We start from the raw sequence: 13,733 nt of genomic DNA, 5'->3' as shown, positions 1-13,733 counted from the left end.
GCGCTGGCCGGGCGGTCCCGAGCCCCCGCTCGTAGGCTCGGAACATGTCAGAGGTGTACGCCGTCCGCCGTGGCCTGCTCCGCGACCGGTGCGCCGCCGCGGGGTCCGCGGCCGCCCTGGTCTCCCGCCCCGCCAACGTCCGCTATCTCGCGGGCGGAGCCCCCCTCGGGGCCGTCCTGCTGCTCGGACCCGCCGAGGACGTCCTGCTCTGCCCCCGCGCCCCCACCGGCGACCCCGCCGAGGGACGCCTCGACGAGGCGCTGCGCCAGACCGTGCTCCCGGCGCCCGACGGCGACCCCGTCGTCGCCGCCGCCGATCTGGCCACCTCCCTGGACGCGGAGTCGGTCGCGGTCGAGGAACACGATCTGACGGTCGCCCGTCACCGCGCCATGGGCTCGGTCGCACCCCGGCTGCGCCTGGCCGACCTCGGCTACGCCGTGGAACAGCTGCGGATCGTCAAGGACGAGGAAGAGATCGCCTGTCTGCGGATCGCCGCCGAGATCACCGACCAGGCCCTCGGCGAGCTCCTCGAATCCATCCTGGTGGGCCGTACCGAGCGTCACCTCGCCCTGGAACTGGAACGCCGCCTCGTGGACCACGGCGCCGACGGCCCCGCCTTCGCGACCTCCGTCGCCACCGGGCCCAATTCGGGCCAAGGCCGTCACAGGCCCTCGGACCGGCGTGTGGAGGAAGGCGATTTCCTCTCCGTCTGCCTCGGCGCGAACTATCGCGGCTACCGATGCGAGATCGGCCGTACGTTTGTGATCGGGACGACTCCCGCGGACTGGCAGATCGAGCTCTACGACATCGTTTTCGCCGCTCAGCGGGCCGGACGGGAGGCCCTTCTCCCCGGCGCCGCCTACCGCGACGTGGACCACGCGGCCCGCCATCTGCTGGACTCCGCAGGCTACGGTGAGGGCCTCGCGCCCTGGACCGGGCACGGGGTCGGGCTCGAAATCGACGAGGACCCGCAGCTGGCACCGACAGCCATGGGTAAACTGGACGCTTGTGTGCCGGTCACCGTCGAACCGGGGGTCCACCTCCCGGGCCGGGGCGGTGTCCGGATCGATGACACGCTCGTCGTGCGCCCAGAGGCGGACGGCGGACCCGAGCTACTCACCATTACGACCAAGGAGCTGCTCGCGCTCTAGCGCGCATCCTCGGTCGTCCACCAGCTTCAGTCCAGGAGATTCCGCAACCGTGGCTTCCACGAACGACCTCAAGAACGGCCTGGTGCTCAAGCTCGACGGGGGCCAGCTCTGGTCCGTCGTCGAGTTTCAGCACGTCAAGCCCGGCAAGGGCCCGGCCTTCGTGCGCACCAAGCTCAAGAACGTGCTCTCCGGCAAGGTCGTCGACAAGACGTTCAACGCCGGCGTGAAGGTCGAGACGGCCACCATTGACCGCCGCGACATGCAGTTCTCGTACATGGACGGCGAGTACTTCGTCTTCATGGACATGAACACGTACGACCAGCTCATGGTCGACCGCAAGGCTGTCGGCAACGCCGCCAACTTCCTGATCGAGGGCTTCACCGCCTCCGTGGCCCAGCACGAGGGCGAGGTGCTCTACGTCGAGCTTCCCGCCGCCGTCGAGCTGACCATCCAGCACACCGACCCGGGTGTCCAGGGCGACCGCTCCACCGGTGGCAGCAAGCCCGCCACCCTGGAGACCGGTTACGAGATCGGTGTTCCGCTCTTCATCACCACCGGCGAGAAGATCAAGGTCGACACCCGCACGGGCGACTACCTCGGCCGGGTGAACAGCTAACCGTGGCTGCCCGGAACAAGGCCCGCAAGCGCGCCTTCCAGATCCTTTTCGAGGCCGACCAGCGCGGTGAGTCCGTGCAGACGGTCCTCGCGGACTGGGTGCGGCTCTCGCGGACCGACGACCGACAGCCGCCGGTCGGCGAATTCACGATGGAGCTCGTCGAGGGGTACGCGCAGTACGCGGACCGCATCGACGACCTCATCGTCACCTACGCCGTGGACTGGGAGATCGACCGCATGCCGGTCGTCGACCGGAGCATTCTGCGGCTCGGTGCGTATGAGCTGATCTGGATGGACGAGACGCCGGACGCCGTCGCGATCGACGAGGCGGTCCAGCTCGCCAAGGAGTTCTCCACCGATGACTCCCCGTCGTTCGTGAACGGGCTGCTGGCCCGCTTCAAGGACCTCAAGCCGAACCTTCGCCGGGAGCAGTAGCTTTCGGCGGCGTTCGCCACGAAGGGCCCACGGTCGCTGACTGTGGGCCCTTCGGCGTGCGCGGGTCTTGTGGCCGGGGTTCTGTCCTCAAGCGCCGGACGGGCTGTGTTGTGGTGCCGCGGTCCTTGGTTGCCCCGTTCGGGTTGGTCCGGGGCCCCCCCCGGAGTGTCTCCTCGGGCAACGAACGTTCGGCGGGAACGCATGGAAACCCGGGTATCTGTTCGTCACCCTGCGGGGACCCTCCTGCACGGCCCCGGACCGGCCGGAGCGTCAGTGCGGGCCGTGCCGCCTGGGGTATCGGGGGCCGCCGGGTACGTGTCCACGTCCCGTGCCACCGGGTCGCAGGCGCCGGCGAGACGTGGGTGGGGCCGTGCAGGAGGGTCCCCGCAGGGGCGGGCGTAGGAGCCGGGTTCGCTTGCGTGCCCGGGTGCCGCGCCCGTCCCGAGGAGACACTCCGGAGGGGCCTCACCCGACCACCCAGCGGCCAGGTGAACCCCGGGTACGGAAACACGCCCGGGTGGGCGGGAGCCATGGCCCCCGCCCACCCGGCGGTACGTTTCTGCTGCGGAGGATCAGCCCTCGTCGTGGACCGCGCGACGTGCGTCCGCGTCCAGCACGCCCCAGCTGATCAGCTGCTCTGTGAGTACGGACGGCGACTGGTCGTAGATCACGGCCAGCGTGCGCAGGTCGTCCTGGCGGATCGACAGCACCTTGCCGTTGTAGTCACCGCGCTGGCTCTGGATCGTCGCGGCGTAACGCTGCAGCGGTCCGGCCTTCTCCGGCGGGACGTGGGCGAGGCGCTCCAGGTCCAGGACGAGCTTCGGCGGCGGCTCGGCGGCCCCGCCCGGCGTCGTGCCGGGCAGCAGCTCCTGCACCGGGACGCCGTAGAAGTCGGCCAGCTCGGCGAGGCGCTGGACGGTCACGGCGCGGTCGCCGCGCTCGTACGAACCGACCACGACGGCCTTCCAGCGGCCCTGGGACTTCTCTTCCACGCCATGGAGGGAGAGGCCCTGCTGGGTGCGGATGGCGCGGAGCTTGGCCCCGAGCTGTTTTGCGTATTCGCTGGACATAAGGCTCCCCGGACGCTGGAACAGTTTGCGGCTCCGCCGCGTGGCTGGTAACTCACTGTGAGGTTACGCAGCGTTACTTGGATGCGTCAAGCTGAATGGTCCGGACCGGTACCTCCCGGGGGTGCGACCAGCGGCTCGCGCAAGCCCTGGTAACGTTGGTGACGCAATTTCGACGTCCTTTAACGTCCGTCCAGTGAGGCGGAGAAGGAGGTCCGTTTCTTATGGACACACAGCACGACGACATCGGCAATGCGGCGCGCCCCGTTCTCGAGGCTCCCGACATCGCCCGGGTACTGACCCGAATCGCCCACGAGATCGTCGAACGCGCCAAGGGCGCCGACGACGTGGTGCTCCTCGGCATCCCGACGCGAGGCGTTTTCCTCGCCCGTCGGCTCGCCGACAAGCTCGAAGAGATCACCGGCCGGAAGATGCCGGTCGGATCGCTCGACATCACGATGTACCGAGACGACCTGAGGATGCGCCCCGCGCGTGCTCTGGCCCGCACCGACATCCCCGGTGAGGGCATCGAGGGCAGGCTGGTCGTCCTGGTCGACGACGTGCTCTTCTCCGGCCGCACGATCCGCGCCGCACTCGACGCGCTCGGCGACATCGGACGCCCCCGCGCCGTACAGCTCGCGGTACTCGTCGACCGCGGTCACCGAGAACTTCCCATCCGGGCCGATTACGTCGGCAAGAACCTCCCCACGTCGCTGCGGGAGACGGTCAAGGTCCAGCTCGCCGAGGAGGACGGCCGCGACGCCGTGCTGCTCGGTGTCCAGCAGACGGCCCCGGCGGTCGAGCAGTAGCTGCCCGGCCCGTACGCCGCCAGTCAGGCCGTACAGCAGCTTTCGCACGCCCGCCTGCCTGAACCCTCCCTTCAGCAACCCGGAGAACCCCCAGATGAAGCGTCACCTCATCTCGGCCGCCGACCTCACCCGCGACGACGCCGTTCAGATCCTCGACACAGCCGAGGAAATGGCCCGGGTCGCGGACCGGCCGATCAAGAAGCTCCCCACCCTGCGCGGACGTACCGTCGTCAACCTGTTCTTCGAGGACTCGACGCGTACCCGCATCTCCTTCGAAGCCGCCGCCAAGCGGCTCTCCGCCGATGTCATCAACTTCTCCGCGAAGGGTTCGTCCGTCTCCAAGGGCGAGTCGCTCAAGGACACCGCCCTGACGCTGGAGGCGATGGGCGCGGACGCCGTCGTCATCCGGCACGGCGCCTCGGGCGCCCCGTACCGGCTGGCCACCTCCGGCTGGATCGACGGAGCCGTCGTCAACGCGGGTGACGGCACCCACGAGCACCCCACCCAGGCCCTGCTGGACGCCTTCACGATGCGCCGCAGGCTGGTCGGAGCCGACGCCGGTCTCGGCAAGGACCTCGAAGGCCGCCGCATCACGATCGTCGGCGACATCCTGCACAGCCGGGTGGCCCGCTCCAACGTCCATCTGCTCACCACCCTCGGCGCCCACGTCACGCTGGTCGCCCCGCCGACCCTCGTCCCGGTCGGCGTCGAGCAGTGGCCGTGCGACGTCAGCTACAGCCTCGACGAGGTGCTGCCGGAGTCGGACGCGGTGATGATGCTTCGTGTGCAGCGTGAACGGATGAACGCCGCCTACTTCCCGACCGAGCGCGAATACTCCCGCCGCTACGGCCTGGACGGCTCGCGCATGGCCAAGATGCCCGAGCACGCCATCGTCATGCACCCCGGGCCGATGGTCCGCGGCATGGAGATCACCGCCGACGTGGCCGACTCCGACCGCTGCACGGTCGTCGAGCAGGTCGCCAACGGTGTCTCGATCCGTATGGCCGTGCTCTACCTGCTGCTCGGCGGCAACGAGTCCGCCACCCCCGCCCGTACCGAGGAGAACAAGTAATCATGAGCAAGATCCTTATTCGCGGCGCGAAGATCCTCGGTGGCGAGCCGCAGGACGTCCTGATCGACGGCGAGACCATCGAGCGGGTGGGCACGGACATCGAGGCCGGCGACGCCACCGTCGTCGAGGCGGCGGGCCAGATCCTGCTGCCCGGTCTGGTCGACCTGCACACCCATCTGCGTGAGCCCGGCCGCGAGGACTCCGAGACCGTCCTCACCGGCACGAAGGCCGCCGCGGTGGGCGGCTTCACCGCCGTGCACGCCATGGCCAACACCTTCCCGGTCGCCGACACCGCGGGCGTCGTCGAGCAGGTCTGGCGGCTCGGCAAGGAGTCCGGCTACTGCGACGTACAGCCCATCGGCGCCGTCACCGTCGGCCTGGAGGGCAAGAAGCTCGCCGAGCTCGGCGCGATGCACGACTCCGCCGCCGGAGTGAAGGTCTTCTCCGACGACGGCAAGTGCGTCGACGACGCCGTGATCATGCGGCGCGCGCTGGAGTACGTGAAGGCGTTCGACGGGGTCGTCGCCCAGCACGCCCAGGAGCCCCGCCTCACCGAGGGCGCCCAGATGAACGAGGGCATCGTCTCTGCTGAACTGGGTCTCGGCGGCTGGCCCTCCGTCGCCGAGGAGTCGATCATCGCCCGCGATGTCCTCCTCGCCGCCCATGTCGACTCCCGGGTGCACATCTGCCACCTGTCGACCGCCGGTTCCGTCGAGATCGTCCGCTGGGCCAAGTCCAAGGGCTGGAACGTCACCGCCGAGGTCACTCCGCACCACCTGCTCCTCACCGACGAACTCGTACGGTCGTACAACCCGGTCTACAAGGTGAACCCGCCGCTGCGCACCGAGGCCGACGTGATGGCCCTGCGCGAGGCGCTGGCCGACGGCACCATCGACTGCGTCGCCACGGACCACGCCCCGCACCCGCACGAGGACAAGGACTGCGAGTGGGCCGCGGCCGCCATGGGCATGGTGGGCCTGGAGACCGCGCTCTCCGTCGTCCAGCAGACGATGGTCGACACCGGTCTCATCGACTGGGCGGGTGTAGCCGACCGCATGTCGTTCCGTCCGGCGGCGATCGGCCGGCTCGACGGCCACGGCCGGCCCGTCTCGGCAGGCGAGCCCGCCAACCTGACCCTCGTCGATCCGGCATACCGTGGACTCGTGGACCCCGCGGGCTTCGCGTCCCGCAGCCGCAACACTCCGTACGAGGGTCGCGAGCTGCCGGGCCGAGTGACCCACACCTTCCTGCGGGGCCGTGCCACGGTCGTCGACGGGAAGCTCGCGTGACAACACTGACCCCCCTGTACCTGCTGGCCGCCGATCAGAAGTCGGCCGAGGTGACCGACTGGTCCGCCCGGATCAGCTGGGTCCTCGGACTGGCCGTCTTCATCGCCCTCGTCTACTGGCTGATGCGCCAGGGATGGAAGTGGCGGGGACAGCTCCAGTCCGACCTGCCCGAGCTGCCCGCCACCCCCGAGGGGTTCGCGGACGGCGAGAAGCTGCTCACGCTCTCCGGCCGCTACCACGCCTCGACGACCGCCGGGCAGTGGCTCGACCGGATCGTCGCCCACGGGCTCGGCACCCGCAGCCGCGTCGAGCTCACGCTCGGCGAGCAGGGACTCGACGTCGTACGCCCCGGAGCAGCGGACTTCTTCGTACCGGCCGACGCACTGCGCGAGGCCCGGCTCGACAAGGCGCTCGCCGGCAAGGTCCTCCCCGAGGGCGGCCTGCTCGTCATCACCTGGGCGCACGGCGACAAGCTGATCGACTCCGGCTTCCGCTCCGACCACGCGGCCGAACACCGGGCCTGGGTCGACGCCATCAACCACCTGAACCGCACTACGGAAGGCACCGCACGATGACGATCTCCACCCGGGGAGCCGCCAAAGCTCCCGCCGTACTCGTCCTGGAGGACGGCCGCTCCTTCCGCGGCCGCGCCTACGGGGCCGTGGGGGAGACCTTCGGCGAGGCGGTGTTCTCCACCGGCATGACCGGCTACCAGGAGACGCTGACCGACCCCTCGTACCACCGCCAGGTCGTCGTGATGACCTCCCCGCACGTCGGCAACACCGGTGTGAACGACGAGGACCCCGAGTCGAAGCAGATCTGGGTCGCCGGTTACGTCGTACGCGACCCCGCCCGGGTGCCCTCCAACTGGCGCTCGCGGCGCTCGCTCGACGAGGAGCTCGTGAGCCAGGGCATCGTCGGCATCAGTGGCATCGACACCCGCGCGCTCACCCGCCATCTGCGCGAGCGCGGCGCGATGCGCGTCGGTATCTTCTCCGGCAACGCGATCGCCGACGAGGGGATGCTGCTCGCCAAGGTGCGCCAGGCCCCCGAGATGGCCGGCGCGAGCCTGTCGGACGAGGTGACCACCACGGAGGTGTACGTCGTCCCCGCGATCGGCGAGAAGAAGTTCACCGTCGCCGCCCTGGACCTGGGCATCAAGGGGATGACGCCGCACCGGATGGCCGAGCGCGGCATCGAGGTGCACGTCCTGCCCGCGACGGCGACCGTCGAGGACGTCTACGCCGTGAACCCCGACGGGTTCTTCCTGTCCAACGGGCCCGGCGACCCCTCCACCGTCGACCTCACCGTCGTCCAGGCCGTTCTGGCGCGGAAGACCCCGCTCTTCGGCATCTGCTTCGGCAACCAGATCCTGGGCCGCGCCCTCGGCTTCGGCACGTACAAGCTGAAGTACGGCCACCGCGGCATCAACCAGCCCGTGCAGGACCGCACGACCGGCAAGGTCGAGGTCACCGCGCACAACCACGGCTTCGCCGTCGACGCGCCGCTCGACAAGATCTCCGAGACGCCGTTCGGCCGCGCCGAGGTCTCCCACGTCTGCCTGAACGACCAGGTTGTCGAGGGCCTTCAGCTCCTCGACCAGCCGGCGTTCAGCGTCCAGTACCACCCCGAAGCAGCCGCCGGCCCGCACGACGCCGCGTACCTCTTCGACCGCTTCGTTTCCCTGATGGAGGGCCAGCGTGCCTAAGCGCTCCGATATCCAGTCCGTCCTGGTCATCGGCTCCGGCCCGATCGTTATCGGGCAGGCCGCCGAATTCGACTACTCCGGCACCCAGGCCTGCCGCGTCCTCAAGGCCGAGGGCCTGCGCGTCATCCTGGTGAACTCCAACCCGGCGACGATCATGACCGACCCGGAGATCGCCGACGCCACGTACGTCGAGCCGATCACCCCCGAGTTCGTCGAGAAGATCATCGCCAAGGAGCGCCCGGACGCGCTGCTCCCGACGCTGGGCGGCCAGACCGCGCTCAACACCGCGATCTCCATGCACGAGAACGGTGTCCTGGAGAAGTACGGCGTCGAGCTGATCGGCGCCAACGTCGAGGCCATCAACAAGGGCGAGGACCGCGACCTCTTCAAGGGCGTCGTCGAGGCCGTCAAGGCGAAGATCGGCTACGGCGAGTCCGCCCGCTCGGTCATCTGCCACTCCATGGACGACATCATCAAGGGCGTCGACACCCTCGGCGGCTACCCCGTCGTCGTCCGCCCCTCCTTCACCATGGGCGGCGCCGGCTCCGGTTTCGCGCACAACGAGGAGGAGCTGCGCCGGATCGCCGGACAGGGCCTCACGCTCTCCCCGACCACCGAGGTGCTCCTGGAGGAGTCCATCCTTGGCTGGAAGGAGTACGAGCTGGAGCTGATGCGCGACAGACACGACAACGTCGTGGTCGTCTGCTCCATCGAGAACTTCGACCCGATGGGCGTGCACACCGGTGACTCGATCACCGTCGCCCCGTCGATGACCCTCACCGACCGTGAGTACCAGCGGCTCCGTGACATCGGCATCGCGATCATCCGCGAGGTCGGCGTCGACACCGGCGGCTGCAACATCCAGTTCGCCATCGACCCGGTCGACGGCCGCGTCATCGTGATCGAGATGAACCCCCGGGTCTCGCGCTCCTCGGCGCTCGCGTCGAAGGCCACCGGCTTCCCGATCGCCAAGATCGCCGCGAAGCTGGCCGTCGGCTACACGCTCGACGAGATCCCCAACGACATCACCGAGAAGACCCCGGCCTCCTTCGAGCCGACGCTCGACTACGTCGTGGTCAAGGCTCCGCGCTTCGCCTTCGAGAAGTTCCCCTCCGCCGACTCCACCCTCACCACCACCATGAAGTCGGTGGGCGAGGCCATGGCGATCGGCCGGAACTTCACCGAGGCGCTGCAGAAGGCACTGCGCTCCCTGGAGAAGAAGGGCTCGCAGTTCACCTTCGTCGGCGAGCCCGGCGACAAGGCCGAGCTGCTGGCCGAGGCGGTCCGCCCGACCGACGGCCGGATCAACACCGTCATGCAGGCGATCCGCGCCGGCGCCACCCAGGAAGAGGTCTTCGACGCCACGAAGATCGACCCCTGGTTCGTCGACCAGCTCTTCCTGATCAAGGAGATCGCGGACGAGCTGGCCGCCGCCGAGCGGCTCGACGTCGATCTGCTCGCCGAGGCCAAGCGGCACGGTTTCTCCGACGTGCAGATCGCCGAGATCCGCGGCCTGCGCGAGGACGTCGTACGTGAGGTCCGGCACGCGCTCGGCATCCGTCCGGTCTACAAGACGGTCGACACCTGCGCCGCCGAGTTCGCCGCGAACACGCCGTACTTCTACTCCTCGTACGACGAGGAGAGCGAGGTCGCGTCCCGCACCAAGCCCGCGGTGATCATCCTGGGCTCGGGTCCCAACCGTATCGGCCAGGGCATCGAGTTCGACTACTCCTGCGTCCACGCCTCCTTCGCCCTGAGCGACGCGGGCTACGAGACCGTGATGGTCAACTGCAACCCGGAGACCGTCTCCACCGACTACGACACCTCCGACCGTCTGTACTTCGAGCCGCTGACGCTCGAGGACGTGCTGGAGATCGTGCACGCGGAGTCCCTCGCGGGCCCGATCGCCGGTGTCATCGTCCAGCTCGGCGGCCAGACCCCGCTGGGCTTGGCGCAGGCGCTCAAGGACAACGGTGTGCCCATCGTCGGTACGCCCCCGGAGGCGATCCACGCCGCCGAGGACCGCGGCGCCTTCGGCCGCGTCCTGGCCGAGGCCGGTCTGCCCGCCCCGAAGCACGGCACCGCCACCACCTTCTCCGAGGCCAAGGCCATCGCCGACGAGATCGGCTACCCGGTCCTCGTGCGCCCGTCGTACGTACTCGGCGGCCGTGGCATGGAGATCGTCTACGACGAGACCCGCCTCTCCTCGTACATCGCGGAGTCCACCGAGATCAGCCCCACCCGGCCGGTCCTGGTCGACCGCTTCCTCGACGACGCGATCGAGATCGACGTCGACGCGCTCTACGACGGCACCGAGCTCTACCTCGGCGGCGTCATGGAGCACATCGAGGAGGCCGGTATCCACTCCGGCGACTCCGCCTGCGCACTGCCCCCGATCACGCTCGGCGGCTACGACATCAAGCGGCTGCGCGCCTCCACCGAGGGCATCGCCAAGGGCGTCGGCGTACGCGGCCTGATCAACATTCAGTTCGCGCTCTCCGGCGACATCCTGTACGTCCTGGAAGCCAACCCGCGTGCCTCCCGTACCGTCCCCTTCACCTCGAAGGCGACCGCGGTCCCGCTCGCCAAGGCCGCCGCCCGGATCTCGCTCGGCGCGACCATCGCCGAGCTCCGCGAGGAGGGCCTGCTCCCGAAGACCGGCGACGGCGGCACCCTGCCGCTCGACGCGCCGATCTCCGTCAAGGAGGCCGTCATGCCGTGGTCGCGCTTCCGCGACATCCACGGCGCGGGCGTCGACACCGTCCTCGGCCCGGAGATGCGCTCGACGGGCGAAGTCATGGGCATCGACTCGGTCTTCGGTACGGCGTACGCCAAGTCGCAGGCCGGCGCGTACGGTCCGCTGCCCACCGAGGGACGCGCGTTCATCTCCGTCGCCAACCGCGACAAGCGCTCGATGATCTTCCCGGCCCGCGAACTGGTCGCCCACGGCTTCGAGTTGCTCGCCACGTCCGGTACGGCCGAGGTGCTCAAGCGCAACGGCATCAACGCCAAGGTCGTGCGCAAGCAGTCCGAGGGCGAGGGCCCGAACGGCGAGCGGACCATCGTCCAGCTCATCCACGACGGCGAGGTCGACCTCATCGTCAACACGCCGTACGGGACCGGCGGCCGGCTCGACGGCTACGAGATCCGCACCGCGGCGGTGGCCCGGTCCGTGCCCTGCCTGACGACGGTGCAGGCGCTCGCCGCCGCCGTCCAGGGCATCGACGCGCTCAACCACGGTGATGTCGGCGTACGTTCCCTCCAGGAACACGCGGAGCATCTGACAGCGGCCCGCGACTAAGAGGTCCGGCACTTGGGGGGTGGGAGAAGGAGCCCCGCGACGCCGCCCCCAAGTGCCGGACCTTCTATGCCCAGATGGGGGACACCGGAAACGGTGTCCCCCTCTTCATGAGGACACCTCTGATGTACAAACTCTTCTTCCAGCTGGTCTTCAAGCGCACGGACCCGGAGCAGGCGCATTACCTCGCCTTCCGCTGGATCCGCCTGGCCGCCCGCGTCCCCGTGCTGCGCACCTTCGTCGCCGCCGTGCTCGCCCCCCGCCACAAGGAACTGCGTACCGAGGCCCTCGGCCTGCGTATGCACGGACCGTTCGGTCTCGCGGCCGGCTTCGACAAGAACGCCATCGCGATCGACGGCATGTCGATGCTCGGCTTCGATCACATCGAGATCGGTACGGTCACCGGCGAACCGCAGCCCGGCAACCCCAAGAAGCGCCTCTTCCGCCTCGTCGAGGACCGTGCGCTGATCAACCGCATGGGGTTCAACAACGAGGGTTCCGCGGCCGTGGCCGAGCGGCTGGCAGCCCGTAACCCCGTCTTCCGGACGACCGTCGGCGTCAACATCGGCAAGACCAAGGTCGTCCCGGAGGCCGAAGCGGCCGGCGACTACGTGAAGTCGACCGAGCGCCTGGCCGCCCACGCCGACTACCTCGTCGTGAACGTCTCCTCGCCCAATACCCCCGGCCTGCGCAACCTCCAGGCGACCGAGGCGCTGCGCCCGCTGCTCTCGGCCGTGCGCGAGGCCGCCGACCGGACCGTCACGGACCGGCGGGTCCCGCTCCTCGTCAAGATCGCCCCCGACCTCGCCGACGAGGACGTCGACGCGGTCGCCGACCTCGCGGTGGAGCTCGGCCTGGACGGCATCATCGCCACCAACACCACCATCGCCCGTGACAGCCTCGGCCTGAAGTCCTCGCCGTCCCTGGTCGAGGAGACCGGCGGCCTCTCCGGCGCGCCCCTCAAGGAGCGCTCCCTCGAGGTCCTGAGCCGTCTGTACGCCCGGGTGGGCGACCGGATCACGCTCGTCGGAGTCGGGGGCATCGAGAACGCCGAGGACGCCTGGCAGCGCATCCTCGCCGGTGCCACGCTCGTCCAGGGCTACAGCGCCTTCATCTACGAGGGCCCGTTCTACGCCCGCGCGATCCACCAGGGCCTGGCCGCACGCCTGGCCGCCTCCCCGTACGCCACCCTCGCCGAAGCCGTCGGCGCCGAGACACGGAAGGTCATGAAGTGACCCTTGAACCCTTCGGCGCACGTCTGCGCCGCGCCATGGACACCCGCGGCCCGCTCTGCGTGGGCATCGACCCGCACGCCTCGCTGCTCACCTCCTGGGGCCTGAACGACGACATCGCGGGCCTGGAGCGCTTCACGCGTACGGTCGTCGAGGCGCTGGCCGACCGGGTCGCGGTGCTCAAGCCGCAGTCCGCGTTCTTCGAGCGCTTCGGCTCGCGGGGCGTCGCCGTCCTGGAGAAGGCCGTCGCGGAGGCGCGGGCGGCCGGCGCCCTGGTCCTGATGGACGCCAAGCGGGGCGACATCGGCTCCACGATGGGCGCCTATGCGGCGACCTACCTGGACAAGGACTCGCCGCTGTTCTCCGACGCGGTCACCGTCTCGCCGTACCTGGGCTTCGGTTCGCTGCGCCCGGCGCTCGACGCGGCGGCGGTCTCCGGCGCCGGTGTCTTCGTGCTCGCGCTCACCTCCAACCCCGAGGGTGTGGAGGTGCAGCGCGCGACCGCGGCCGACGGCCGGTCGCTGGCTCAGGTGATGCTCGACCACATGGCCGCGGAGAACGAGGGCGTCACGCCGCTCGGCTCGGTGGGCGCGGTGGTCGGTGCCACGCTCGGCGACGCCGGGGTGAATCTGGCGATCAACGGTCCGCTGCTCGCTCCCGGCATCGGCGCCCAGGGTGCGACCCCTGCGGATCTTCCGGGTGTGTTCGGCGCCGCGGTGGGCAATGTGGTGCCCAGCGTGAGCCGGGGAGTGCTGCGTCACGGTCCGGACGTTTCCGGGCTGCGCGAAGCCGCCGGACGGTTCGCGGACGAGGTCCGTGCGGCCGTCTCGGAAAGCTGACCATGCCATGTAACAGCGTGTTGACGAATTCCTGACCAAAATCCGGGTCAATATGCCGGAAAAGTCCCGGTAGGCTGAGGCTGACCAGGACTTTTACTGCGTTCTCGCTGACTCTGGCGCCCTTGGCCGCTAGTCTCCGTCGAGAGTCAACGAGCACACGTTGTCCGTTGCTCACGTGGTGTGGGGCGACTAGGTTCCTCACCGGTCCGTATCCGACA

Annotated in this window: 12 protein-coding genes; 11 read left to right on the top strand and 1 reads right to left on the bottom strand. The window is 69.5% G+C overall.

Translation table 11 applies throughout. The features are described 5' to 3' along the window. Window positions 1–44: 44 nt before the first annotated feature. The 3 genes from ACFT7S_RS08420 to nusB are packed head-to-tail and all read left to right on the top strand — an operon-like array spanning window position 45 to window position 2,201. Window positions 45–1,151: a M24 family metallopeptidase gene (locus ACFT7S_RS08420; RefSeq protein ID WP_382728729.1), complete on the top strand. Its 1,107-nt coding sequence runs from the start codon at window positions 45–47 to the stop codon at window positions 1,149–1,151. A 49-nt stretch (window positions 1,152–1,200) separates the two neighbouring features. After that, window positions 1,201–1,767 (top strand): elongation factor P, encoded by a 567-nt coding sequence (gene efp / locus ACFT7S_RS08415; protein ID WP_205021949.1) that lies wholly within the window; start codon window positions 1,201–1,203, stop codon window positions 1,765–1,767. Between the two features lie 2 nt (window positions 1,768–1,769). Beyond that, on the top strand, window positions 1,770–2,201 hold the full coding sequence (gene nusB / locus ACFT7S_RS08410; protein WP_382728725.1) for a transcription antitermination factor NusB: 432 nt from the start codon (window positions 1,770–1,772) through the stop codon (window positions 2,199–2,201). Between the two features lie 572 nt (window positions 2,202–2,773). On the opposite strand, the gene bldD is transcribed toward nusB, so the two are convergent. Next, a complete protein-coding gene (bldD, locus tag ACFT7S_RS08405) occupies window positions 2,774–3,271 on the bottom strand; it encodes a transcriptional regulator BldD (RefSeq protein ID WP_328909047.1) in 498 nt (165 codons plus the stop codon). Window positions 3,272–3,492: 221 nt separating this feature from the next. On the opposite strand from bldD, the gene pyrR reads away from it, so the two are divergent. From pyrR to pyrF, 8 genes are all read left to right on the top strand, one after another. Continuing rightward, complete coding sequence (pyrR, locus tag ACFT7S_RS08400) at window positions 3,493–4,077, top strand: bifunctional pyr operon transcriptional regulator/uracil phosphoribosyltransferase PyrR (protein WP_382728722.1); 585 nt, start codon at window positions 3,493–3,495, stop codon at window positions 4,075–4,077. Between the two features lie 94 nt (window positions 4,078–4,171). Further along, window positions 4,172–5,149, top strand: a complete 978-nt coding sequence (locus tag ACFT7S_RS08395; protein ID WP_382728719.1) for an aspartate carbamoyltransferase catalytic subunit — start codon at window positions 4,172–4,174, stop codon at window positions 5,147–5,149. Between the two features lie 2 nt (window positions 5,150–5,151). Beyond that, window positions 5,152–6,438: a dihydroorotase gene (locus ACFT7S_RS08390; protein WP_382728716.1), complete on the top strand. Its 1,287-nt coding sequence runs from the start codon at window positions 5,152–5,154 to the stop codon at window positions 6,436–6,438. After that, window positions 6,435–7,013, top strand: coding sequence for a hypothetical protein (locus tag ACFT7S_RS08385; protein ID WP_382728714.1), 579 nt, complete (start codon window positions 6,435–6,437; stop codon window positions 7,011–7,013). The genes ACFT7S_RS08390 and ACFT7S_RS08385 overlap by 4 nt, the downstream gene beginning before the upstream one ends. Beyond that, window positions 7,010–8,146 (top strand): glutamine-hydrolyzing carbamoyl-phosphate synthase small subunit, encoded by a 1,137-nt coding sequence (gene carA, locus ACFT7S_RS08380; protein WP_382728711.1) that lies wholly within the window; start codon window positions 7,010–7,012, stop codon window positions 8,144–8,146. Before ACFT7S_RS08385 ends, carA begins: the two co-directional genes overlap by 4 nt. Beyond that, window positions 8,139–11,447, top strand: coding sequence for a carbamoyl-phosphate synthase large subunit (gene carB / locus ACFT7S_RS08375; protein ID WP_382728709.1), 3,309 nt, complete (start codon window positions 8,139–8,141; stop codon window positions 11,445–11,447). Before carA ends, carB begins: the two co-directional genes overlap by 8 nt. A 122-nt stretch (window positions 11,448–11,569) precedes the next feature. Beyond that, complete coding sequence (locus tag ACFT7S_RS08370; RefSeq protein ID WP_382729213.1) at window positions 11,570–12,679, top strand: quinone-dependent dihydroorotate dehydrogenase; 1,110 nt, start codon at window positions 11,570–11,572, stop codon at window positions 12,677–12,679. Beyond that, on the top strand, window positions 12,676–13,515 hold the full coding sequence (gene pyrF / locus ACFT7S_RS08365; RefSeq protein WP_382728706.1) for an orotidine-5'-phosphate decarboxylase: 840 nt from the start codon (window positions 12,676–12,678) through the stop codon (window positions 13,513–13,515). The genes ACFT7S_RS08370 and pyrF overlap by 4 nt, the downstream gene beginning before the upstream one ends. The last annotated feature ends 218 nt before the right edge of the window (window positions 13,516–13,733 follow it).

The sequence above is a fragment of the Streptomyces sp. NPDC057136 genome (genome assembly GCF_042670885.1).
Taxonomy (GTDB): domain Bacteria; phylum Actinomycetota; class Actinomycetes; order Streptomycetales; family Streptomycetaceae; genus Streptomyces.
This window is presented reverse-complemented; position numbering and strand designations above follow the sequence as displayed.

Bases quoted from the DNA above. Each gene is read 5' to 3' on its own strand.
- ACFT7S_RS08420 (WP_382728729.1), top strand. From the start codon at position 45: ATGTCAGAGGTGTACGCCGTCCGCCGTGGCCTGCTCCGCGACCGGTGC.
- bldD (WP_328909047.1), bottom strand. From the start codon at position 3,271: ATGTCCAGCGAATACGCAAAACAGCTCGGGGCCAAGCTCCGCGCCATC.
- pyrR (WP_382728722.1), top strand. From the start codon at position 3,493: ATGGACACACAGCACGACGACATCGGCAATGCGGCGCGCCCCGTTCTC.
- ACFT7S_RS08395 (WP_382728719.1), top strand. From the start codon at position 4,172: ATGAAGCGTCACCTCATCTCGGCCGCCGACCTCACCCGCGACGACGCC.
- ACFT7S_RS08390 (WP_382728716.1), top strand. From the start codon at position 5,152: ATGAGCAAGATCCTTATTCGCGGCGCGAAGATCCTCGGTGGCGAGCCG.
- carA (WP_382728711.1), top strand. From the start codon at position 7,010: ATGACGATCTCCACCCGGGGAGCCGCCAAAGCTCCCGCCGTACTCGTC.
- ACFT7S_RS08370 (WP_382729213.1), top strand. From the start codon at position 11,570: ATGTACAAACTCTTCTTCCAGCTGGTCTTCAAGCGCACGGACCCGGAG.